The organism is Chryseobacillus diguaensis, from assembly GCF_049220665.1.
In the GTDB taxonomy this organism is placed as follows: domain Bacteria; phylum Bacillota; class Bacilli; order Bacillales; family Bacillaceae; genus Metabacillus_B.
In genome coordinates, this window is sequence record NZ_JBMKNV010000005.1 from 286,703 (window position 1) to 308,535 (window position 21,833).

Here is a 21,833-nt window from a genome sequence, read left to right on the forward strand (position 1 = left end):
CCTTACAAAGGAATAAAAATTCATTAAACTGCGCTAAATTTTCACTTGTTATGAAACGCGTTTCACCCTTTATACTTTTTATGAGAGGTGTTATAGAGATTATGCTTCCTCTGGCAGGTAAAGCACCTTGTATGAGTAAAGTGGATACTGACAATTCTTTGCTGACGTAACACTAAATGTGGCGTTCCGGCAAAGTTTTGACAAGTTCCGGCAGAACTTATTCTGCCGTTTTTTTCATTTTCAATGTAAAGGTTTTGTATCAATGTGTTCATATGTGCTATCTTTATAGACAACTTGTTCATAAGTTCTGTTTCGCTTAGATTGCTGCTTGTTGTATGACTTGGGATAAACATGAATAAAAAACAGAAAAGTTCCTTAACAAAAGGGGATTCCAAAAGATGAAAGTGATTGTTCTATCTGATACACATATGCCCAGAAAAGCTAAAGCCCTTCCGAAGATTCTTCAAAAAGATCTGGAGCAGTCAGATCTGATCATTCATGCGGGTGATTTTCAGTCATTAGATTCCTATTATGAGCTGAAAAGCTTTGGGAAACTGGTTGGTGTAAAAGGAAATGTGGATACACTAGAATTACAGGCGCTTTTAGAGGAAAAACAACTTTTAACATTGAATGGTATTTCAATTGGAGTTGTTCATGGGCATGGCAGCAAATTAACGACCGAAAAAAGAGCCATTGCAGCCTTTGAAGGCATCAAGACAGAATGTATTATCTTTGGGCACTCTCATATCCCTATTCTTAAATATGTGGATGGAACACTTCTTTTCAACCCGGGTTCACCTACTGATAAAAGAAGACAGCAAAGCTACTCATACGGCATTTTGACTCTAAACAGCGAGATCCATGCAGAACATGTTTTTTTTGATCATAAAGAATAACTTATAGTAAATAATTAATCCATTATTAAAATGAGGTGTATAAGTGATGCAATCCTTTACTGTTCAATTGCATAAAGAAGATGCCATTCAGGATATGGTTGTTCAAAAAATTATTGGGGACGAATTTTCCAAAATCACAGCAGGAGGCACAAGACACCTTTTTGAGTTAGATACAAACATTGGCTACTTTGTCTTTTTTGATGCTGAAGATGCTGAAGGGAAAGAATCTTATCTCGTTCTTCACTACGAAGAAAATCCAGAAGAAGAAGATCCGGTTGCCTGCTATTCCTTTGACTTAAAGGACTTCTATCAGTTTTCTGCTTTGTACTTAAATGATTTGGAATTTAGAGAAGAACTGGATGCCATAGATGAAGACGGGGATGGAGAGTATGGCCCTATCCATCATTTGGCGCACGTTATGTTCCATATTGTGGAAGAAGACAGAAAAACGGAAAAATAATCAAATAAAAAATCTGCTCAAAAAGAGCAGATTTTTTTTATTCCAATGATTCAAGGGTTTCTGAGCTTGGCAGATTTTGAAGACAATAAGAAGCAACCATGACTTCTTCCTCTTCATCAAGAGCAAAATCAAAATATTGATCCGTCTCTCTTTCAAAGAATTGATACTGAGAAATGCGGGAAAGCTCATTTTCTACTGTATAAATGACCCTAAGGTAAATTCCTTTTTCTGAATATAATTCATCATCTTCAGGCACTTCCAGATTTAAGATAAATTCAAAGCGATCTCCAGGAAGAATACCGAATGGATCTTCCAATAGCTCTACTGCATGACTGGATATAGTTAGCATAATACCCCGCCCTTTCCATATTAGACTCTTTTCTTATTATACACATGTTCTTCATAATCGAAAATCACAAGCTAACCTCCGCTTTTTTGTTAAGGCGCTTTTTTTTAACTTTGTTGCTCATCCCTTCTCTTATTCTTGAAAACACCTGCAATCTAGACTGAAATTTTAAGTAAAGATGCCACACGCTTGTCTTCATGCGCTTTTAAAACCTCTCTATATATAACCACAACTTTTTATAAAAACCGCCTTGGTTAAAAAAAGAGCCACATGAAATCAGCGGTACTTTCAAATAATAATCATTTGAAAAGGGGGATTTTATTTGACACATCAAGCAAACAAGGAAAAATCTTCAGAAAACCAGCTGCAGTGGTGGCAGCTCTCCCTTATCGGAGTTGGCTGCATTATAGGTACAGGCTATTTTTTAGGTTCAAGCCTTGCGATAAAACATGCAGGTCCATCTGTAATATTGTCCTTCCTTGCAGCAGCAGTAACTACCTATATTGTTTTCAGTTCTCTTGCCAAAATGATTACTGCCGATCCTCAAAAAGGCGCTTTTTGCACCTATTCCGAAAAAGCCTTTGGACGATGGGCTGGTTTTGCAAGCGGATGGGTGTACTGGTTTTCTGAAATGCTGATAACAGGAAGCCAATTAACTGCCCTTTCGATCTTTTCTAAATTCTGGTTCCCTAAAGGACACCTGTGGGTTTTTGCCTGCTTCTACGCTTTCTTAGGGATTGCAGTTGTGTTAGCTGGAACGAAAGGATTTGAAAGACTCGAGAATCTTTTCGCCAGTATCAAAATGGGGGCCATTCTAATGTTTATCGTCCTTGCTGTTTTGGCGCTCACAGGATTTTTTAAAAAAGGGCCAGACCATCATCACTTCCCCTCTTCTATTCAGGCATTTTTCCCGCATGGCGTAATGGGAGTTTGGCTCTCTCTCATTTATGCCTTTTATGCATTCGGTGGAATTGAAATTATGGGACTAATGGCGATCAACCTAAAAAACAAAAAAGATGCTTCGAAGTCAGGCAGCGTCATGCTTTTTCTGCTTGGAGCCATCTATCTCGTCTCAATTGGGCTTGCTGTAACGCTGATTTCATGGAAATCCTTCAATCAAAAAGAGAGTCCCTTCGTTCTTGCACTTGAGGAATTTCAGCTGCCATTTTTCCCAGATCTTTTCAATGCTGCCTTAATTATCGCAGGCTTTTCTACCATGGTGGCTTCCCTTTTTGCCGTTACAAATTTGCTTGTGACTCTTTCTGAAAACGGAAACGCACCAGCCTTTTTCAAAAAAAAGACACAAGGAAAACGGAAATTACCGATTCGCTCCCTAAGTCTGACGGCTATTGGAATGGTATTCTCCATTCTTCTTGCTCTTTTCATGCCCGGTGAAATTTATGAATACATTACAACAGCTGCAGGCCTCATGCTTTTATATAATTGGATTTTTATCCTTTTTTCAAGCAGGAAGCTGGCAAACACCAATGTATGGACCACTGCATTCGGAGCAGCATTCATTGGCATTGCCATTATTGGAACGTTATTTAATGATGCAAGCCGTCCTGGTTTCTTTGGCAGTATTGTTTTTTTGCTTCTGATCGCAGTCATTTTACTTAAAATGAAGCAAATATGGAAAAAGGACCAATCAGCCTAAAATAAAAGGGCGCATGCCTTACAGGCAAAATATAGGCCGAATCCTATTAAGGTTAGACCGGATATTAGGGAAGTCAGTTTTAAAAATTTTCCGTTTGTATATCTCCTGAACACACTTGAAAGAATAGCCATAGAGAAATCCCATGCAAGAATGCCTGCAAAGATTGCGGCACTGATGATGTACAGCTCTACTGTTCCGGCACTTCCTGCCATATTTGCCAGAACCGAGCCGTATATGCCAATCCAAAATAAAATCGTAAGCGGATTGGTGAGGGACATCAAAAATCCTGAAAAATAACATTTCCATTTCGGTTCACTCTTTCGATTAAGTGATGAGATGGCTTTTTTCATGCTCAACAGCCCTTCAATTCCTGAATAAATCAGCACGAAAGCACCAAAGGAATAGAGAAAAATTTTGATTAATGGAAGATCAATAAATTGAACAATTCCTATGTAAACCAAAACCATATAAACAAGGTCCGCTGTTGTGGCGCCCAGTCCTATTAGCCACGAATGCCAAAAACCATTCTTCATCCCTTTATCAAGCTGGGCAGCGTTAATTGGCCCGATCGGTGCTGCAAGCGATATCCCAAGGAGAACATAATTCAGTAAAGTTAACATTTATTTCCTCCATATTCTTAGGCTCTCTAAAGCTTTGCATCTGCATCCCTTTTTTGAAATCAATAGTGAAAAGGGGGATACTTGTACACCTTATTCGCAACCAGCGGGAATAATGATAAGAAGAGGATCAATAATAACTGTAATGTGAATTTACTATCAAAAGTGGTGTAAGGAGCGGAAAAAGTGGGAAACGATAAAGTATCACATGCATCTATGAAAATTTATGAAGCTATGGAAGATCTTCAGCAGGCACATCTTTGCATGAATCCTGTTGGATTTCGGGAATCGCAGGCACATTTATTTTCTGCGCAGGAAAAGCTGAGGGACATCCACGCGATTAAAGGTGAATTATGCGATAAGGAACGTCATGAATTAACCCTTTGCGAAGAGCACCTCCAGCATATTATGGAGGCTCAGCAAGCGTTCCAAATGAGACTTTGATTGGAGGAGATTCAGCATGAGTCAAAAACAAATTCCAAATACGGAGGAGCTTGCAGGCAAAACCTTTGATCCTGCAGAAAAAGACCATGGCACTGAGACAAAAGCAACAGGCCTAGAAGTGACACACGAACAGGTTAATGATCACTATTTTGAAGGTACTGTTGATAAAAATGCTGATATAGGCGAAAATAGAGGATAGCAAGAAATGGCAGCTGAAAAAAGTTTCAGCTGCCGTTTCTCTTAAGGAGAAAATTTATAAACAAGAGAGCCTCGTTGAATTACAGACACTCTCGTATTATTTATTGCTTTATATTTCTTTTGACATAAATACACTATTGGGATCCTCTATGTAATCTGAAAACGGCTTGCAATATTGAAACCCAAAACTGGCATATAGCCTTCTAGCTGGTTCGAAAGCATCCATTGATCCGGTTTCCAAACTTATTCTCTGATAACCGCGCTGCTTTGCCTCTTCCATGATGTGTTCAAGCAGACGCCTTGCCACACCCCTCCTCAAATGCGATGAAGAGGTCCGCATGGATTTTATCTCTCCATGCTCGGGATTAAGTTCTTTAAGTGCCCCGCATCCAGCTAATACCTCTTTTTCCCACGCGCTCCAGAATGTGATTTCCGGTTTTTTCAGTTCATCAAGATTTAGGGCATGGATACTTTCTGGAGGAGAATGCAATGTCATGCTATGCAGATGCTCCTCTAATAATGAAGCCACTTCAGATCCCGTCAAATCATCTATTTTTATATACATAATGCCCAAAGCCTCCTAAGTTTCATTAAGCAAATGAAATAAGTCTCTTTTACTGCTCTGCAGCCTTGCTAAAAAGCAATTTCATGCTGCTTAGAAGCTTCTCAGATGACATGGAAGACAGACTTCCACCCTGTACTGCCGTTTCACTTCCGCCGCCCTTTCCGTTAATAAGAGCAAGCACATCTTTAGCATAAACCTTTAAATTGACCCCGCTGTCTTTTCCTCTTGCTGCAAAGAATTGAAGCATCTCACCATTTTTTGCAGTAAGCAGACAGACCGCTTGATCATTCTTTGAAACAATGGCTTTCCCCAGCTTTTGAATTTCCTGAAGTGTCCGATCTTCAAAAGAAGCGGCAATCAATCCATCCGAATCTACGGCAAGTGCTGATGCTTCGTATTCAAGAAGCTGATCTTTCGTTTCTTCAAGAGATTTCGAAAGTTCTTTTTGTGCTTGCAGAAGTTTTTCTGCTGCTTCCGGGAGCTGAATTTCAGGGCTATTCATAGTTTTAGTTAATGACTGAATGATGTTTTGTTTTTGGTGCAGCTGGACGATAACCCTTCCGCCGCACACAAAGTGAAGTCTGACCATTTTTTTGTGCTTTTCCCAGCTCAGGATTTTTATAGTTCCTATTTCTCCCGTCTGGCGGGGATGAGTGCCTCCGCAGCCGTTGTAATCCACTTCTGGAATAATGACAAGTCTGATATTTTCTTCTACAGAAGGCTCTTTATGAAGCGGATATTGATGAAGATCTTCTTTTCGCACCCATTGAATTTCGATAGGCTTGTTGGAGAAAACGATCTCATTTGCGAGCATTTCCGCTTTGCTTGCCATTTCATCTGTAAGCTGTTCTACAGTAAGATCAATGGTAGATATTTCGCGCCCGAGATGAAAGGCTGCCGTATCTATGCCAAGAGAATGCCTGAATGCAGCAGAAAGGATATGCTGGCCGCTGTGCTGCTGCATATGGTCAAATCTTCTTCCCCAATCGATCGTGCCCTTCACCTCTGTCTCATCTATAGCTCCCTCAACGTAATGACGAATTTCATCGCCAAGCTCTTCTGCACCAGTTACTTTTATCCCATTAATATACCCTGTATCATTAGGCTGTCCCCCGCCTGTTGGGTAAAAAGCGGTTTCTTTTAAAACAACATATGCACGGCCGTTGTCATCAATGTTATTCTCTACTATGGAAGTTGAAAATTCTTGTATGTATGGATCTTCGTAATATAACTTTCTCACAGTCATCAATCATTCGCTCCTACTATGCATTTTCTTTATTCTATCATTCCCAGGTTCTATTATTTAGGCTGTTTTCGCAGAGATTGTTGCTGTTCGTAAATGCTTTTATCACGCATTGTAACTTTTTTCGGGCATCTTTTCTTAAATTTCCTGCCAAATCAAGGGTCCTGCAGCTGAAATTTAGAATGAGAAGCAACAAAGTTTGAATAGAGCCTTTATTTAACAGATGCAAAAGGAGGAGCTTAAAAACTCCTCCTCCTAAAATAGACTCCCTAAAAAGCAGGGATTCTATAAAGGATTACCCCTGCCAATAAGCCTGAAAAGTCCGACAATTAAGGCGACCCGAATGGCTAGTCTTACGATACGCCCTCTAATGCGGCTCCGAATAATAATGTGATCTGAGCCAGCATATTCCAAGGTTCCTGTATAAGTTCCCTGACTTGTGATCACTTCTACTTCTTCTCCCTTATGCTCAGAAGCAAATTGCACAAAATTTTGACTGCTCATCCCTACTATCAACTCCTCTCATATGCTATTAAATGTATTGATTCAGAGAGTTGATTGGATGCTTGCAGGAGAAATCGATTATTTTAGTTACCATTCTTAAAGGATTAAGATGAAAAGGTACAGGCCTCAGGGCCTGTACCTACTTAACAGATGTAAATTTTGACTTCTTTTCAAGCCTTCCAAGAATTAGATCAGCGAGAATGGCTAGCACACAGGCAGGAATAGCACCGACATAGATTCTCACATAGTTTCTTGAATTGATTCCTGAGAAAATTTCTCTTCCGAGTCCATCACCCCCGACAAAAGGAGCAAGAGCAGCTACCCCAATTGCGATAACAGCCGCTATTCTTAACCCGGCCATAATGAATGGAAATGCCATTGGGAGCTGTACTTTTGTGAGAAGCTGGAGATAGGTCATTCCTATTCCCCTTCCTGCCTCTGTCAAGGATTTATCCACCAGCTCAAGCCCGACATACGTATGGCGAATAATCGGCAGCAGCGAATATAGGAAAAGACCGATAGTGATCGTATAAAAGCCCAATCCAAAATAAATCATCAGCAACGCTAGAAGAGCTAAGCTTGGTATGATTTGGATAATATTTGCGATCGAAATAATAACTGGTGCAAGTCTCGGATACCGGCTGCAAAGAATGCCAAGCAGTGTTCCAACAATTAGAGCGGCAAGCACTCCGACTATAACCATTAATATATGCTGTCCAGTGTAAAGTAGGAGAAGATCCGCATTCTGTGCCATATAGGTAAAAATCTTTTGCAGGAAATCCACTGCCTTCACCCCTTATCCTTAGCCAGCAGGCCTTGTTTTTGCAAAAATTCTCTTGCAACATCCCGTTCATTGCGATTTTTAATGTCTACTTCATAGTTCAGCTTTGTAATCGTTTCTTCATTTATTTTGCCTTTTAATTCATTCAGGATAGATTTCACTTCAGGATGCTTCTTCAAGATTTCATTTCGGACGACCATTGAAGCATCATAGGGAGGGAAAAAATGCCGATCATCTTTTAGGGTTTTTAATTTATATTGGATAAGCCTTGGATCTGTAGAATAGGCTAGCACAACGTCCACTCTTTTATTGGCCACTGCCTCGTATACAAGGTTAATATCCATCGCATAGGTTTGTTTAAAATGAAAACCATATTTCTTAATAAAAGCCGGGTAACCGTCCTGCTTCCTCTCCATCCATGATGAATCGACTCCAAACTTCATATTAGACTGATATTTTTTAAGATCGGAAATGGTATTAAGCCCCTTTTCTTTCGCCACATCCTCTCTCACTGTAAGAGCATAAGTATTTTCCCAACCTAGCGGGTCAAACCAGGTAAAATCGTAATATTTGTTGAACCCTTCTTTCGCCTGCTTTAAAACAGCTTCTCTGTCTGTCGTCTGCTTCACAGGGAAAAAATTATTGAAAATAACGCCTGTATAAACAAGAGCCATGTCCAAATCTCCGCGCTTCATTGATTTAAGAATCATCGGATTGGAGAGAAGATCTGGTGTGATGTCTACTTTTATATCCGTTTTATCTTCAATAAGTTCTTTGTATATGGCTGCCATAATCTTTGTTTCGGTATAAGTAGCAGCACCGATTCGAATCGTATCACTAGAGCCGCAAGAAGTCATAAGGGCACAAAGTGACGCAATTATAAGAGCTGTTATAGGGTATTTTATCGCTTTAGGCATAGCATTCTCCTTACCTTTTAATAAATGGCTGTTTTCACCATGATTGTTCATAAGGAAGAGCTTCGCAGCATCTTCTCTTAAATTTTGCAGAAGTCCTCTTGCTCTAAATTTACTTTTATGGTTGAAAAAACAACAAAGTTTAAGAAAAGAGCCTTATAAATCGAGCTGATTTCTTCTTTTGCTGAAGATCCCAAGAATTAAATCTATCAATAATGCGAGGACGATCGCACTAATTGTTCCAGTGAAAATAAGAAAGTTATCATTATTCGACATTCCTGCAATAATCATGTCTCCCAAGCCTCCTGCTCCAATGAGAGCGGCCAGAGTTGTCCAGCTCACAATGTAAACAGCAGTCAGACGAATTCCTGAAAGGATATAGGGAAAAGCAAGCGGGAGCTCTATTTTCCATAAACTTTGAAAAGAGCTGTAACCCATTCCCCTAGCTGCTTCAACAACGCTTTTATCCACTTCTTTAATTCCGGAATAAGTGTTGCGGAGAAGAGGCAGAAGCGAATATAAATACAAGGCAATGATCGCAGGAGTTACACCAATCCCAAATAGAGGGATAAACATCGCAAGCAAGGCAACTGTCGGGATCGTTTGAAAAATATTAACGATTCCGAAGACTAAATGATTAACAGGACCTTCTTTAAAACGGGTGAGGATAATCCCAATCGTAATCGCTGTCAGACAGCCAAATACCATTGCCTGGGCGACAATACTTAAGTGTTCTCCCATCCTGGCCAAAACATCAGGATACCGGGCGGCCAGAAAAGCAAAATACTCCTGAATCACTTTCATTCGGCCACCTCATTTTCATAAGGGAATACATCTGCCATCAGACGCACCATGCTCCCTCTTGTTACTACACCTGCGAATTTACCGTTCTCTGCAACAATAGGAACGTAAGGAATATCTTTATGGCTCATCAAATCAAGGGCTGCTGTAAAAGGGCTATCAGGGGCAACTGTATGGACGAAAGGCTGCATAACATCACCAAGTGTTTTCGTTTCATCCCTGTACTGGCTTAGCACGTTTAAAATCGGAGCATAGCCAAGCAATTCTTTTTGCTGGCTGATTACGATCAATGAGTCCACTTTTCGTTGTTCCATCAACCTCAAAGATGCAGCAAGACCTCTTTCCGGATAAGCCGTTGCAGGGTTTTCAATCATGACTTCGCTGACAGTCGGGATTTCTTCCATTTCAAAGCCTTGTACAAGCTCTGTATTATGCTCTTTAAGACGCTTTTTGCCTATAAATTCTTTAATAAAATCATTGGCAGGGTGTCGAAGAATGGTATCAGGAGTCCCTGACTGAATAACCTCGCCATCCTTCATTAATATAATGTTGTCAGCAATTTTGATCGCCTCATCCATATCATGAGTAACAAATACGATCGTTTTTCTCAATTCCTCCTGCAGGCTTACCAATTCATTCTGAAGCTTTTCTCTGCTGATCGGATCCAATGCACTGAACGGCTCGTCCATCAGGATAATCTCAGGTTCTGCTGCAAGCGCCCGAATGACCCCGATTCTCTGTGCTTGGCCGCCGCTCAGTTCGGCAGGCTTTCGTTTCCGATACGTTTCTGGATCCAAATGCACTAACGAGAGCAGCTCATCGATCTTTTTCTGTGTTCTGTCTTCTTTCCATTTTAATAACCTCGGTACAACTGCCACATTGTCTGCAATGGACATATGAGGGAATAAACCTATGTTTTGAATAACATAGCCGATCTTCCTGCGAAGATGGACGGGGTTCATAGAAGAGATATCCTCGTTGTTTATGTATACACTGCCATTCGTTGGGGTAATCAGCCGATTGATCAATTTCATGGTAGTAGATTTTCCGCAGCCGCTTGGGCCGATAATAACGTGAATCTTCCCGGTTTCAAGTTTCAAATTAATATCTTTCAGCGCCTGAAAACCATCCTTGTACTGCTTTGTTACACCTTTGAATTCAATCATGTATGACCTCCTGAATAAATTGAGCATTACTTACTACTGTTACCCTAATTCAATAATAAAAAACGGGTTGATTTTCAATTTTTATTTTGCTATTACCATGCCTTTTCACAATAAAAAAGATCCTTTTCTTAAAAATTGCTCATTTTTCAGCGAAATAATCTGTTTGAATGTATGGCTTATGGAAAAAAGAGCTCCCCTTTATGGAAGCTCATTCTCCTTATTTTTCAAATCGTTTCATGACTTTTGGCAGCAAATCTGAAATATCTGTCGCCGTCATGGTTCTCATTCCTCTTTCTTTTACCCATTCATCACTCGTGAAACCATGAAGGAAAACAGCATTTGCCGCTGCATGCATACTATTTTTATGATTGCACAAAAAGGCCGTCAGCATGCCGGTGAGCGTATCCCCGCTCCCGCCTTTTCCAAGGGCACTGTTTCCGGTTTTATTTACCACACCTGTGCCATCTGGATAGGCTATGACGGTATGCTCACCTTTCAAAACGACAATTACTTCATGCTTCATTGCATATTCGCTTGCATATCGAATGCGATTGGCCTGAATATCCTTGACTTTGAAGCCTGTCATTCTGTTGAATTCTCCCGGATGCGGTGTTAGAATAACTGGCTGCTCACGCTTCGGATAGCTTCTTTCATCAAGGGCATCTGCATCCAGTACGAGAGGGAATTCGGATTCCAGCAAATGGGCAAGCGCTTCTTGGATCATGGATTTATTTTGAAGGCCCGGCCCCATACCTACTGCAGCTATTTTTTTCGGCCATTCCTTGTTTGCTGCTTTTTGAAGTCCTTCAAATAGAAAGGTTGTTTCAGGAACCTGGCCAGCTAAAATGCCTGCAGCATATTTTGATGTACCGACAATCAGCTTGCCAACGCCGCTCCGGAGGGCTGCTTTAGCTGCCATCAAAACACTGCCTGGCATCTCGTCGCTTCCAGCAATTAAATACCCTGTACCAAAAGTTCCTTTATGGGCAGAGGATGAAAACTTAGGCATTGTTTCAATAACATCATCCTCGGTCCAAAGGCGGAAACGGCCATTTTGTGGCATTCCAATATCAAGCACCTCTGTTTTTCCATAAAATCGTCCGGATGGTATTAGAAATGCAGAAGGCTTGTATCCATGCAGGCAAAACGTGTAATCAGCATGAAACGCCTTATCGCAGGTTCCCTGATCAGCTTCGACACCTGTAGGAATATCAACCGCAATACGAACCGCTTTTTGGCTGTTTGCCCATTGAACCATCTCTTCAGCATCGTTTCTTAAAGGAAGGGAAGCACCTGCACCAATCAAGGCATCGACAATCACATCACCATTTGTTTCCTTATGAAAAGGAACGGAAAGATACCCGCATTCCTCAAAATAGCGAAGATGCTGTTCAGCTGGCCCGCCTGTATTCGGAATGCCGAGCGGAAAGGAAAGCTCAGCCTGATACCCATTTTGCTTCAAGTACCTTGCAAGAACAATTCCATCTCCCCCGTTATTTCCCTTACCGGCAAGAATAAGGATCGTTTCCTCTTTTTTTATTTTGCATGTGAGTGCTTCAAATAAAGACCTGCCTGCATTCTCCATCAGTGTAAAAACAGGCATTCCTCTTTCTTCTGCAAGGGTATCTGCTTTTTTTATCTCATCACTGGAATAAATATACATTTGATCACATCCTGTGCTTTTTCCTATTCCCATTCCCTCAGAAAGGAAGAATTATGCTTCATTATTGGCAGGAACTTCATTTTTTAATAAAGCCGTTATGGCAAAGGATGCTGCTCCAAGGATGATTAAAAGAAGGTAGATCATATGTAGGCTTGACGCAAGCTCGGGACCTTTAAGCTGAACGCTGAGCAAAATACCGGAAACCCCGATTCCGACTGCCTGCCCTAAATTTCTAAGCAGGTTGTTCGTTCCCATCGCTGCTCCCCTCATGCTCCAATCCACGGCTGACTGAACGGAAACGGTATAGGCCGTGAAAGAAAGCCCGAATCCAAGCCCTGTCACTGCAGTAATGATCATAAGAAAGATAATGGAGGAAGAAGGATTCATTAGAAATAAACCGATGCAGCCAAGAACAATCAGCAAGTTCCCTCCTATCGTAACCGTCCTGATCGATTTCACAGCAAGGAGCCTCCCGCAAAGAACAGCACCAGTTGGCCATAAAATAGACATCGGCAGCATGACAACTCCGGAAAAGGTGGCGTTAAGCCCTCTAACAGATTGAATCCAGAGCGGAATGTAAAAGGTGAAAGCCACCAAAATAAAACCGAGCAAAAAGCCTGAAACATTTGCTGCAGAAAGAGCCCGGTTTCGGAAAAGCGAAAGAGGAATCATGGGCTCCTGGGTTCTCCTTTCGATGAGTAAAAAGAGAATGATGCCTATTAAGGCAACAATGAAAAATCCGGTTACAGTTCCATTCATCTGCTTCGATTCTCTTAAAATAGTTAATGCATATAAAAAAGCAGTCATAGTAACGGCAAATACAGTAATTCCTCCATAATCGATGCGATGCCTTTTTTTCTCAAGCTTCTCATTAAGAGATGCCCACAACATAAAAATGGCAGCAATTCCAAATGGAAAATTCATAAAAAAGACCCAGCGCCATGAAACGGTATCAACTAGAATACCGCCTGCCAATGGCCCGATGATGCCTGATATTCCCCATACACTGCTGATCCAGCCCTGAATTTTGGCTCTTTGTTCATAGGAATATAAATCCCCAATGATTGTAAACGGAATCGTCGTCAGTGCTCCTGCGCCAAGCCCTTGCAGCACCCTAAAAATAACGAGCTGCTCCATCGACTGGGCAAAACCGGAAGTAATGGAACCGACAAGAAAAATAATCGCTCCAATTGTAAACATTAGCCTTCTTCCAAATAAATCGGCAAGCTTTCCGAAAACCGGCGTGCTGATCACCGTTGCAAGCAGGTACACTGAAATTACCCACGTATATAACCGGCTGCCGCCGAGCTCCTCTACAATCTTCGGCATGGCCGTACTCACAATCGTCCCCTCTATCGCCGTCAAAAACGTCGCAATCAGAAGCGCCCAAATAACCAGCTTCGGATTTGTCTCTTTCTTCATGTGCCCCGCTCCCTTCCTTATATACAGCGAAAACAATATGTATAAATGCAGTTTGGTGATGCATGGTCATCATTATATCAGCTGGGTTTGGTTCTTTCCTATTTTTTAGGCTTTATTGAGGCGGGGATTTTGGTTGAAAAATGGGGGTGGGTGGGATTATGATAGTGACAAGGATACTTTTAAATACAAAATCGAGCCTGGCTTGTATATGATAGAACTTGTGCATAATCGATGGAACCTGTGCATAAACCACGGAACATGCGCGTAATCTGTGAAAGCTGAGCATAAACTTCTAAAACCCGTGCATAAACCTCTGAAACCCGTGCATAAACCTCTGAAACCCGTGCATAAACCTCTGAAACCCGCGCATAAACCTCTAAATCCCGTGCATATACTTCTGAATATCAGCTGCATACTCCTCAAACCGGTTCAAAAATAACAAAATTCTCTGAATCCGCTCTTAAAACACCTGCAAATCACTATCCTTCTAATAAAACCAGCAATATCTACCTCCATCTACTAAAATTCTATTTTCTATAAAATCTCCGAAAGGATTGATAGCTTGTTAGCTAAAAAAAGAGTCAAACCCATTATTATCTTACAATTAGAGGCGCTGCTAAGAAGACTTCCAGCAAACCATTCAAAGGTTCCAGAGATTGAAAAAGAATTAGCGAAAAGAAGAGCCGGATTTCGGGGTGAACAATCGGTAGACTATTACCTTTCTTTATTAAATGAGGAGAAGTTTGATATTTTCCAGGATATTCGCCTTCCAAGAGATCAGCATTTCTTTCAAATGGATTCCTTTCTTGTATCACCAAATTTTTTAGCAATTATAGAAGTAAAAAATATTTCAGGTACGATCCATTTTGATTCAGTTTTCAGCCAATTAATCAGGACAATTGATGGAAAGGAGGAAGGATTCCACAATCCATTCTCACAGCTTCAGCATCAGAAAAACCAACTTTCTGATTGGCTTTTAGATAACAAGTTTCCTTTATTGCCTATTGAGACACTTGTTGTCATAAGCAACCCTTCGACCATTATAAAAATTGTAAATGGTTCCTCAGCCTTAAAACATAAGATTTCTCATGCTTCTAACCTCCATGAAAAGATACAGCGCTTTGAAGAGTTTTATAAAAATCCATTCATTAATGCAGCTCAAAGAAAAAAATTAAAACGGCTTCTTCTAAAAAATCATACCGAAAGAAAAACAGATCTGCTTCAACGAATGCAAATTTCCTCAGAAAGCATTTTAACAGGTGTCCGGTGTGAATCTTCCTCACTTATGAAATGAGTTATATTTACGGAACCTGGAAATGCATGAAATGCAATTTTTGTTCCAAGAATGCTCATCTAAATGCTGTAAATGATTATTTCCTTCTGCTCAACCCTATCATTACTAATCAAAAATTCCGCTGGTTTACACACCTTTCTTCTCGTAGTACAGCAACTAGAATGTTAAATGATATGAACCTCCAGCCCCAAGGCCAAAAAAAATCCACAGCCTATCAATCCCCCCTCCCCAGCGATTAAATTTCAATTTTTTTTAAATTCATGTTTCCCACTCTCCTATTATAGGGAAAATACCAAACTAGCAGGTCTTTTACATAGGAGGTGTGCGTATGTCTGAAAATGGTATCCGTTCCCGCCCGGTGCTTAAGTATGATGACGGGCTTTTTATTGAGGAAATAGATGAGATTGCCGAGGAGTTTCCATTGACGATTGTGCTGAATGGCGATGAGTGGGCCACGATGGTTTGCACGCCATCAGATTTGAGGGAATTGGTTGTTGGTTTTTTGGCTTCAGAAGGTGTTATTCGCCGTTATGAAGAAATAGATGAATTAACTATTGATGAGAGCAAGGGATTTGCTTATATAAAAATGGATGGCATGCAGGTTCAGCGTACTGAGAAGGTTTCGAAGCGGTTTATTGGATCCTGCTGCGGAAAGAGCAGGCAGTTTTATTTTCATAATGACATGATGACGGCAAAAACAGTGATGTCCCAAACCCAGATATCCGCAAAAGAGGCGATTCGGCTGATGGAGAACCTTCATGAGTCTTCCGGCCAGTTTCAAAGGACGGGCGGCATGCACAATGCAGCGATCAGCAGCAGGGATGGCACCGTCCAGTTTTATCAGGATATCGGGAGGCACAATGCGCTTGATAAGCTATACGGTTACTGCCTGATCCATCACGTTCCAGTGAAGGATAAAATCATCGCTTTCAGCGGCAGAATTTCCTCAGAGGTGCTGCTAAAGGTTTCTAAGATGGGAATTGGCATTCTTTTATCCAAATCCGCCCCTACAGATCTCGCTTTGGAGCTTGCAGAGGATTTAGGCATTACAGCAATTGGCTTTATCCGCGGTTCCAGAATGAATGTTTACACCCATCCGGAAAGAATTGCAGAAGCAGCCGTTTACCCAAATACGATAATCTAATCTTGCAAAGCGAGGGAGCATTTATATGGAAAAAAAGATCTCACTATTCGTCAACGGCAAAATGTTTTTGGCAGATAAGGGCCAAACAGTTCTCGAATTTTTAAACACGAATCAGATCAAAGTTCCTCAAGTTTGCTATGAGGAAAGTCTTGGCGCCATTCAGACATGTGATACCTGTACCTTATCCATCAATGGAGAGCTGAAGCGTTCTTGCGGTACTCCTGTTGCAGAAGGAATGAGCATTGAGACGGATTTGCCGGAAGTAAAAGAAGCTCAGTTCAAAGCGATGGATAATATTTTGGAGCATCATGAACTGTACTGTACGGTTTGTGAAAAAAATAACGGAGACTGCACGCTTCATAATACGGTTGCCATGATGGGACTTGAACACCAGATGAAGCCTTTTCATTCGAAAGGATATGAGAAGGATTTCTCCGGACAGTTCTACCGGTATGATCCTGATCAGTGTATTTTGTGCGGAAGATGCGTAGAGGCTTGCCAGGATATTGAGGTCAATGAGACACTTTCGATTGATTGGGAACGGAAAGAGCCCCGCGTTATTTGGGATAAAGATGTGCCGATCGACCAGTCTTCCTGTGTCAGCTGCGGGCAATGTGTGACTGTTTGTCCATGTAATGCTTTGATGGAAAAAGATATGCTTGGCGAGGCTGGTTATTTAACCGGTATGAATACAAGTCTTCTTCGATCCATGATTGATATTACAAAAACGGTTGAGACAGGCTACGGCCCTCTTTTTGCCATATCAGATTCTGAAGCCAAAATGCGCGATGACCAGATTAAAAAAACAAAAACGGTTTGTACGTATTGCGGCGTAGGCTGCAGCTTCAACGTCTGGACAAAAGGAAGAGAAATCCTGAAAATGTCTCCGGTTGAAGAAGCACCTGCGAATGGCATTGCATCCTGTATAAAAGGCAAGTTTGGCTATGGTCATGTAAACAGCGAAAAGCGCCTAAGCCTTCCGCTGATCCGCGAGGGCGATCATTTTAAAGAAGTACAATGGGAAGAAGCACTAACGTATGTAGCGAAAAGATTCAAAGAAATCAAAGAGAAAAACGGCTCCGATGCTCTTGGATTTATCGCATCGTCAAAAGCTACAAATGAGGAATCCTACCTTGTACAAAAGTTTGCCAGACAGGTTATTGGAACCAATAACGTTGATAACTGTGCCCGTTACTGCCAGTCTCCTGCGACGAAAGGGCTTTTCCGTACCGTTGGGCATGGCGGTGACGCAGGGTCTATGGAGGATATTGCGAGTTCAGAGCTTGTTATTCTAATTGGTACCAATACAGCTGATTCTCACCCTGTTCTTGCTTCCAAAATCAAAAGGTCACATAAGCTGTTTGGACAGAAATTGATTGTAGCGGACCTTCGCAAGCATGAAATGGGCAAAAGAGCAGATCTGTATGTTCATCCTAAGCCAGGTTCAGATCTTGTTTGGCTTTCAGCAGTAACAAAGTACATTATCGACCAGGATTGGCACCATAAAGAATTCCTAGACGAAAAGGTCAACGGATTTGATGACTACTATGCAAGCCTTTCTCCATTCACTCTTGAGTATGCGGAAGAAAAAACAGGCATTAGCCAAGATACATTGATTGAAATGGCTGAACACATTTATAAAGCCGGCTCTACAGCTATTTGCTGGGCAATGGGCGTAACGCAGCACACAATGGGTTCTGATACATCAACAGCTATTTCCAATCTTCTTTTAATCACAGGAAATTACGCAAAACCGGGTGCTGGCGCTTATCCTCTTCGCGGACATAACAATGTTCAGGGTGCGAGCGACATGGGCAGCATGCCTGATAAGTTTCCTGGCTATCAATCAGTAGACAACGATTTAGTCCGGAAGAAGTTTGAAAAGGCTTGGAATACAGCTCTTCCGAAAGAAAAAGGCATGGATAACCATGAGATGGTGGAAGAAATTCATAACGGCAATTTAAAAGCTCTTTATGTCACTGGTGAAGATATGGGCATTGTTGATTCCAACATCAATTATGTAACAGCTGCTTTTGAAAAACTTGAGTTCTTCGTCGTTCAGGATTTATTCCTGACAAAAACTGCTGAATACGCTGATGTTGTATTGCCTGCTGTTCCAAGTGTTGAAAAAGAAGGAACGTTTACCAATACGGAACGAAGAATTCAGCGTCTTTATCAGGCACTAGAACCAAAAGGTTATGCGAGACCTGACTGGAAGATTTACGCTGAGCTTGCTAAAAAATGCGGCGTTGACTGGGGCTATGAATCTCCAAAAGACATTATGCATGAAGCTGCTTCGCTTACGCCTATTCTTGCAGGCGTCAGATATGAACGTCTTGAAGGGTTTAACAGCCTGCAGTGGCCTGTGAAAGAAGATGGAACAGATACACCTATCCTATATCTAGATGGATTTAACTTTGATGATAAAAAAGCGAACCTTTATCCGCTTGAATATCATTATGAATATCCAAAAGTGAAAGACCATAATTTCCATGCCAACAACGGCCGTGTACTAGAGCATTTCCATGAGGGCAATATGACGCACCATACAAAAGGCATCGTTAACAAAATACCAGTGCCGTTCATTGAGATTTCTGAAGAAATGGCAAAAGAACTGGATATTGAAGATGGCGGTCTTATCAGAATGTCCAATAAGGAAGGCCAATCAGAAGGAAGAGTTCATGTAACCAATGAGGTCTTCGGCAAGGAACTGTTTGTTACATTGAACAGCGATGGAAAAAATGCGATTAACTATCTCACTAGTAATAAAGTGGATAAAGACACAGATACTCCTGCCTATAAAGAAGTTCCTATTAAAGTAGAAGTACTAGAGAAAAAAGGAAAATCGCCGATTCCTTTCAATAACCACCGTCATGGGCACCGGAATCCTCAGCACGGTGTTGAGGTTCAGCGAAAATGGGACAGGGATGATTATGTTTTCCCTGGAAGCGAGGTGAAGGATCGTGGCTAAAGCGACTGAAAAAATCGTCCGATTGGAAATACCTAAGGAAAAAATTCAGGAAGAGAATCTGAATGAACTGATTGAAGTCCTGGCTGAAAATAAAGACTCTCTCATAAAAGTGGTTAATCTTATCAAATATATGGATGAAAACAGGAACCTTGATGCAATCAGTGCATTGGTCCATCATCAGGATGAAGTGCTGACCAACTTTGCTAAAGAAGCAAACAAGCCGCAGAACTCGGCAATATTAAGCAATGTTGCCACAATGGTTGAACTTCTCGGAAGCTTGAACTTTAAAGGAATTGAAACGGAAAGTGTCAGAGCAACAAGAAACCATAATATCGGCAGGGAAACTCCTCCACCTAAAGAGACTGGCCTTTTCGGTCTCTTGCGGGCTCTGAATGATCCTGCTATTAAACGGACAATCACCGTTATCCTCTATATATTAAGAGGAATCGGCAAAAACCTCGGCGGGAAGACAGCCACAAAAAAATAAGACAAAGAAGGAGTCTCGTGCTCCTTCTTTTTTTAGGCTCTTTTCTTAAACTTTGTTGCTCATGACCCTATATTACGGTTAACAAACCATCGGTAAGGTAATATTCGTTAAGAAAAGATGCCCCGAAGCTTGGCTGAATGCGTGATAAGAGCTTGTACGAAAAGCAACAATCTTTGCGAAAACAGCCTTTTTTTAAGTTTTCTTTTCTTGCAGATGTGAAAAACATTATTCACTGAAAAGAGAGCGATGAGAATTTGAACGGCTATGAGCAAAAGTATTTGCAAGGACATATTGCTGTGAATCAATTGGTGCAGACAGCATCCTGAAATAGGTTCTGCTTTCTTTTTCCTTCAAAATAATTTCTGAAAGATTCCCAGCTGATACGAGCATAATCAGAATAAAATAACTGATGGATCCAGCAGCCATCAATATCACCCAAAGATCCATCTTCTATTCCACTTTTCCTGTCAGATAATAGATGGGGATCTTTAGTGCCGTGCTAAAGTCCGGTCTTCTGCCCCATCATTAACAGTCCCCGCAGCTTCAATTTCTTCATATGTATTTAAAATAATTTTCAACCCTTCTCTTTTAAAAGAGTTATCATTAGCAATCACCACAGTAATTTTCATTTTTCATTGGCCTTCATCCTTTCACTTTTTTTTGAAATTTGAACATCCAGGTAGTTTATAAACACAAATTAGGGCTAAATAATACTATAAATCTTTTTGAAGAGGACTGACCTATGGAAAATACCCATGTGCAATCAAGAGAAGAAGTAAAAGTGGTTCCAATTGTTGCCGTGCTTATTTCAGGCGCATTTATTGCTATATTAAATCAGACGCTGCTTGCAACCGCCCTGCCTCATATTATGAAGGATTTAAGCTTATCCTCTAATACGGTTCAATGGCTGCAAACGATTTTCCTTCTAGTGAACGGAATTATGATTCCGGTGACTGCCTTTTTAACCGCGAAATTTACAACCCGCTCCTTGTATTTAAGTGCCATTGGCCTTTTCGGAATTGGAACGTTTATTTGTTCGATTGCACCCGGTTTTTCACTGCTCATTATTGGGCGGATTATCCAGGGTGCAGGGGCAGGTATTATCATTCCGCTTATCCAGACGGTGCTCTTTGTTATTTTTCCTATTGAAAAACGCGGGCAGGCAATGGGAATCTTCGGCCTTGTTATTGCCTTTGCACCGGCAATAGGACCAACTCTTTCAGGCTGGTTAGTTGACCAGTACTCTTGGAGAACTCTCTTTGATGTTGTTCTGCCAATTGCTATTCTTGATTTTTTCATCGCATTTTTTGTATTGAAAAATGTCACGAAGCAAACGTATCCGAAACTCGATATTGCCTCCATTTTCCTTTCGACCCTTGGGTTTGGGGGCTTGCTATTTGGTTTCAGCAGTGCAGGCAATATCGGCTGGGGAAGCCCGCTAGTCATTGCTTCTATAATTGTTGGTGCCCTTGCCCTGATCATTTTTATTTCAAGGCAATTTAAACTGAAAGAACCAATCCTTGAGTTCAAGGTTTTCCAATATCCGATCTTCACACTGACCACAGCCATTGCTGCCATTGTTTTTGTTGTGATGATCTCAAGTGCGACGATTCTTCCGATTTTTATGCAAAATATGCTCAATTATTCTGCCCTTAAATCAGGACTCATGCTTCTTCCGGGAGCGATTGTGATGGGGATGCTCTCACCCATTTCAGGAAGGCTTTATGATAAGGTTGGTGCGAAAAAATTAGCTGTTCCAGGACTGATTATTACGACCATTACTACCTTTCTATTCTGCAATCTAAGTACTTCCACTTCATTTCTTTATTTATCCATCATAAATGCGATAAGGCTTTTCGGCGTTGGCTTAGTAATGATGCCTGTGACAACAGCAGGCTTGAACCAGCTTCCGAAGCTTTTAATCTCGCATGGGACCGCTATGAACAATACAATGCGCCAAATCGCCGGTTCCATTGGCACAGCTATCCTTTTCACGGTGATTGCAACTGCGCAGAATCCCAAAGATAAAGATGCTGAAGGAATAATTCATGGCGTCAACGTATCGTTTGCTGTAACAGGCTTCATTTGTGCCCTAGGTATCATTTTTGCTTTTATGATGAAAGAAAAAAGGCCGAATGAATCGGAATAATCGGTAAACCTTGCAGCTTGCTTCCTACCAGCAAGCTGTTTTTTTATTTTCCAGCTAAAGAATAGCTTCTGAAGGCAATTTGTGATAAAATCAGATCCTATCTGAAAATTC

General features: G+C 41.1%; 22 protein-coding genes and 1 pseudogene. 10 read left to right on the forward strand and 13 right to left on the reverse strand.

What is annotated here, in order from left to right:
* Nucleotides 1-398 precede the first annotated feature (398 nt).
* Together ACOT8F_RS11015 and ACOT8F_RS11020 are read left to right on the forward strand one after the other, a co-directional pair.
* Nucleotides 399-896, forward strand: coding sequence for a metallophosphoesterase family protein (locus ACOT8F_RS11015; protein WP_421651894.1), 498 nt, complete (start codon nucleotides 399-401; stop codon nucleotides 894-896).
* A gap of 46 nt (nucleotides 897-942) precedes the next feature.
* Complete coding sequence (locus ACOT8F_RS11020; RefSeq protein WP_421651945.1) at nucleotides 943-1,356, forward strand: cytosolic protein; 414 nt, start codon at nucleotides 943-945, stop codon at nucleotides 1,354-1,356.
* Between the two features lie 37 nt (nucleotides 1,357-1,393).
* Here the strand turns inward: ACOT8F_RS11020 and ACOT8F_RS11025 are convergent, their stop codons facing one another.
* Nucleotides 1,394-1,705: a DUF6509 family protein gene (locus ACOT8F_RS11025; RefSeq protein WP_421651895.1), complete on the reverse strand. Its 312-nt coding sequence runs from the start codon at nucleotides 1,703-1,705 to the stop codon at nucleotides 1,394-1,396.
* 319 nt (nucleotides 1,706-2,024) lie between these two features.
* Here ACOT8F_RS11025 and ACOT8F_RS11030 point away from each other — a divergent pair, with 319 nt between their 5' ends.
* Entirely contained in the window at nucleotides 2,025-3,359 is a 1,335-nt protein-coding gene (locus ACOT8F_RS11030; protein WP_421651896.1) for an amino acid permease, read from the forward strand.
* On the opposite strand, the gene ACOT8F_RS11035 is transcribed toward ACOT8F_RS11030, so the two are convergent.
* Nucleotides 3,356-3,979, reverse strand: a complete 624-nt coding sequence (locus tag ACOT8F_RS11035) for a LysE family transporter (RefSeq protein ID WP_421651897.1) — start codon at nucleotides 3,977-3,979, stop codon at nucleotides 3,356-3,358. The two genes, ACOT8F_RS11030 and ACOT8F_RS11035, sit on opposite strands and share 4 nt — an antisense overlap.
* Before the next feature lie 183 nt (nucleotides 3,980-4,162).
* Here ACOT8F_RS11035 and ACOT8F_RS11040 point away from each other — a divergent pair, with 183 nt between their 5' ends.
* Together ACOT8F_RS11040 and ACOT8F_RS11045 are read left to right on the forward strand one after the other, a co-directional pair.
* On the forward strand, nucleotides 4,163-4,420 hold the full coding sequence (locus tag ACOT8F_RS11040) for a hypothetical protein (RefSeq protein ID WP_421651899.1): 258 nt from the start codon (nucleotides 4,163-4,165) through the stop codon (nucleotides 4,418-4,420).
* A gap of 16 nt (nucleotides 4,421-4,436) precedes the next feature.
* Complete coding sequence (locus ACOT8F_RS11045; protein ID WP_421651900.1) at nucleotides 4,437-4,619, forward strand: YozQ family protein; 183 nt, start codon at nucleotides 4,437-4,439, stop codon at nucleotides 4,617-4,619.
* Nucleotides 4,620-4,727: 108 nt separating this feature from the next.
* On the opposite strand, the gene ACOT8F_RS11050 is transcribed toward ACOT8F_RS11045, so the two are convergent.
* The 9 genes from ACOT8F_RS11050 to ACOT8F_RS11090 all read right to left on the reverse strand — a co-directional run bounded on the left by ACOT8F_RS11050 (nucleotide 4,728) and on the right by ACOT8F_RS11090 (nucleotide 13,677).
* The gene (locus tag ACOT8F_RS11050) at nucleotides 4,728-5,183 is read right to left on the reverse strand and encodes a GNAT family N-acetyltransferase (RefSeq protein ID WP_421651901.1); all 456 of its coding nucleotides are present in this window, start codon (nucleotides 5,181-5,183) and stop codon (nucleotides 4,728-4,730) included.
* A gap of 49 nt (nucleotides 5,184-5,232) precedes the next feature.
* Nucleotides 5,233-6,429, reverse strand: a complete 1,197-nt coding sequence (locus tag ACOT8F_RS11055; RefSeq protein ID WP_421651902.1) for an alanyl-tRNA editing protein — start codon at nucleotides 6,427-6,429, stop codon at nucleotides 5,233-5,235.
* Nucleotides 6,430-6,711: 282 nt separating this feature from the next.
* Nucleotides 6,712-6,930, reverse strand: coding sequence for a hypothetical protein (locus ACOT8F_RS11060; protein WP_421651903.1), 219 nt, complete (start codon nucleotides 6,928-6,930; stop codon nucleotides 6,712-6,714).
* Nucleotides 6,931-7,069: 139 nt separating this feature from the next.
* On the reverse strand, nucleotides 7,070-7,705 hold the full coding sequence (locus tag ACOT8F_RS11065; RefSeq protein ID WP_421651946.1) for an ABC transporter permease: 636 nt from the start codon (nucleotides 7,703-7,705) through the stop codon (nucleotides 7,070-7,072).
* Nucleotides 7,706-7,719: 14 nt separating this feature from the next.
* Nucleotides 7,720-8,628 (reverse strand): glycine betaine ABC transporter substrate-binding protein, encoded by a 909-nt coding sequence (locus ACOT8F_RS11070; RefSeq protein WP_421651904.1) that lies wholly within the window; start codon nucleotides 8,626-8,628, stop codon nucleotides 7,720-7,722.
* 153 nt (nucleotides 8,629-8,781) lie between these two features.
* Nucleotides 8,782-9,429, reverse strand: a complete 648-nt coding sequence (locus ACOT8F_RS11075) for an ABC transporter permease (protein ID WP_421651905.1) — start codon at nucleotides 9,427-9,429, stop codon at nucleotides 8,782-8,784.
* On the reverse strand, nucleotides 9,426-10,592 hold the full coding sequence (locus ACOT8F_RS11080) for an ABC transporter ATP-binding protein (RefSeq protein ID WP_421651906.1): 1,167 nt from the start codon (nucleotides 10,590-10,592) through the stop codon (nucleotides 9,426-9,428). Before ACOT8F_RS11080 ends, ACOT8F_RS11075 begins: the two co-directional genes overlap by 4 nt.
* A 217-nt stretch (nucleotides 10,593-10,809) precedes the next feature.
* A complete protein-coding gene (locus tag ACOT8F_RS11085; protein ID WP_421651907.1) occupies nucleotides 10,810-12,255 on the reverse strand; it encodes an NAD(P)H-hydrate dehydratase in 1,446 nt (481 codons plus the stop codon).
* Between the two features lie 51 nt (nucleotides 12,256-12,306).
* Nucleotides 12,307-13,677 carry an MDR family MFS transporter gene (locus ACOT8F_RS11090; RefSeq protein WP_421651909.1) on the reverse strand — a complete coding sequence of 457 codons (1,371 nt, stop codon included), beginning with the start codon at nucleotides 13,675-13,677 and terminating at the stop codon, nucleotides 12,307-12,309.
* A 562-nt stretch (nucleotides 13,678-14,239) separates the two neighbouring features.
* Between ACOT8F_RS11090 and ACOT8F_RS11095 the strand changes: the two genes are divergently transcribed.
* The 4 genes from ACOT8F_RS11095 to ACOT8F_RS11110 all read left to right on the forward strand — a co-directional run bounded on the left by ACOT8F_RS11095 (nucleotide 14,240) and on the right by ACOT8F_RS11110 (nucleotide 19,573).
* Entirely contained in the window at nucleotides 14,240-14,971 is a 732-nt protein-coding gene (locus ACOT8F_RS11095; protein ID WP_421651910.1) for a nuclease-related domain-containing protein, read from the forward strand.
* A gap of 328 nt (nucleotides 14,972-15,299) precedes the next feature.
* On the forward strand, nucleotides 15,300-16,115 hold the full coding sequence (gene fdhD, locus ACOT8F_RS11100; protein WP_421651911.1) for a formate dehydrogenase accessory sulfurtransferase FdhD: 816 nt from the start codon (nucleotides 15,300-15,302) through the stop codon (nucleotides 16,113-16,115).
* A 25-nt stretch (nucleotides 16,116-16,140) separates the two neighbouring features.
* A complete protein-coding gene (fdhF, locus tag ACOT8F_RS11105; RefSeq protein ID WP_421651912.1) occupies nucleotides 16,141-19,086 on the forward strand; it encodes a formate dehydrogenase subunit alpha in 2,946 nt (981 codons plus the stop codon).
* The gene (locus ACOT8F_RS11110; RefSeq protein WP_421651914.1) at nucleotides 19,079-19,573 is read left to right on the forward strand and encodes a helical membrane plugin domain-containing protein; all 495 of its coding nucleotides are present in this window, start codon (nucleotides 19,079-19,081) and stop codon (nucleotides 19,571-19,573) included. Before fdhF ends, ACOT8F_RS11110 begins: the two co-directional genes overlap by 8 nt.
* 225 nt (nucleotides 19,574-19,798) lie before the next feature.
* On the opposite strand, the gene ACOT8F_RS11115 is transcribed toward ACOT8F_RS11110, so the two are convergent.
* Together ACOT8F_RS11115 and ACOT8F_RS11120 are read right to left on the reverse strand one after the other, a co-directional pair.
* Nucleotides 19,799-20,020, reverse strand: a complete 222-nt coding sequence (locus tag ACOT8F_RS11115) for a protein kinase family protein (protein ID WP_421651915.1) — start codon at nucleotides 20,018-20,020, stop codon at nucleotides 19,799-19,801.
* A gap of 65 nt (nucleotides 20,021-20,085) precedes the next feature.
* Nucleotides 20,086-20,202: pseudogene (locus tag ACOT8F_RS11120) on the reverse strand (DNA-binding response regulator); the annotation flags it as partial.
* A 113-nt stretch (nucleotides 20,203-20,315) separates the two neighbouring features.
* On the opposite strand from ACOT8F_RS11120, the gene ACOT8F_RS11125 reads away from it, so the two are divergent.
* Nucleotides 20,316-21,722 carry an MDR family MFS transporter gene (locus tag ACOT8F_RS11125; RefSeq protein WP_421651916.1) on the forward strand — a complete coding sequence of 469 codons (1,407 nt, stop codon included), beginning with the start codon at nucleotides 20,316-20,318 and terminating at the stop codon, nucleotides 21,720-21,722.
* Nucleotides 21,723-21,833 lie beyond the last annotated feature (111 nt).

Coding starts and splice junctions, on each gene's coding strand:
- ACOT8F_RS11015 (WP_421651894.1), top strand. CDS start 399: ATGAAAGTGATTGTTCTATCTGATACACATATGCCCAGAAAAGCTAAA.
- ACOT8F_RS11020 (WP_421651945.1), top strand. CDS start 943: ATGCAATCCTTTACTGTTCAATTGCATAAAGAAGATGCCATTCAGGAT.
- ACOT8F_RS11025 (WP_421651895.1), bottom strand. CDS start 1,705: ATGCTAACTATATCCAGTCATGCAGTAGAGCTATTGGAAGATCCATTC.
- ACOT8F_RS11035 (WP_421651897.1), bottom strand. CDS start 3,979: ATGTTAACTTTACTGAATTATGTTCTCCTTGGGATATCGCTTGCAGCA.
- ACOT8F_RS11045 (WP_421651900.1), top strand. CDS start 4,437: ATGAGTCAAAAACAAATTCCAAATACGGAGGAGCTTGCAGGCAAAACC.
- ACOT8F_RS11050 (WP_421651901.1), bottom strand. CDS start 5,183: ATGTATATAAAAATAGATGATTTGACGGGATCTGAAGTGGCTTCATTA.
- ACOT8F_RS11055 (WP_421651902.1), bottom strand. CDS start 6,429: ATGACTGTGAGAAAGTTATATTACGAAGATCCATACATACAAGAATTT.
- ACOT8F_RS11060 (WP_421651903.1), bottom strand. CDS start 6,930: ATGAGCAGTCAAAATTTTGTGCAATTTGCTTCTGAGCATAAGGGAGAA.
- ACOT8F_RS11070 (WP_421651904.1), bottom strand. CDS start 8,628: ATGCCTAAAGCGATAAAATACCCTATAACAGCTCTTATAATTGCGTCA.
- ACOT8F_RS11075 (WP_421651905.1), bottom strand. CDS start 9,429: ATGAAAGTGATTCAGGAGTATTTTGCTTTTCTGGCCGCCCGGTATCCT.
- ACOT8F_RS11080 (WP_421651906.1), bottom strand. CDS start 10,592: ATGATTGAATTCAAAGGTGTAACAAAGCAGTACAAGGATGGTTTTCAG.
- ACOT8F_RS11085 (WP_421651907.1), bottom strand. CDS start 12,255: ATGTATATTTATTCCAGTGATGAGATAAAAAAAGCAGATACCCTTGCA.
- ACOT8F_RS11090 (WP_421651909.1), bottom strand. CDS start 13,677: ATGAAGAAAGAGACAAATCCGAAGCTGGTTATTTGGGCGCTTCTGATT.
- fdhD (WP_421651911.1), top strand. CDS start 15,300: ATGTCTGAAAATGGTATCCGTTCCCGCCCGGTGCTTAAGTATGATGAC.
- fdhF (WP_421651912.1), top strand. CDS start 16,141: ATGGAAAAAAAGATCTCACTATTCGTCAACGGCAAAATGTTTTTGGCA.
- ACOT8F_RS11115 (WP_421651915.1), bottom strand. CDS start 20,020: ATGGATCTTTGGGTGATATTGATGGCTGCTGGATCCATCAGTTATTTT.
- ACOT8F_RS11125 (WP_421651916.1), top strand. CDS start 20,316: ATGGAAAATACCCATGTGCAATCAAGAGAAGAAGTAAAAGTGGTTCCA.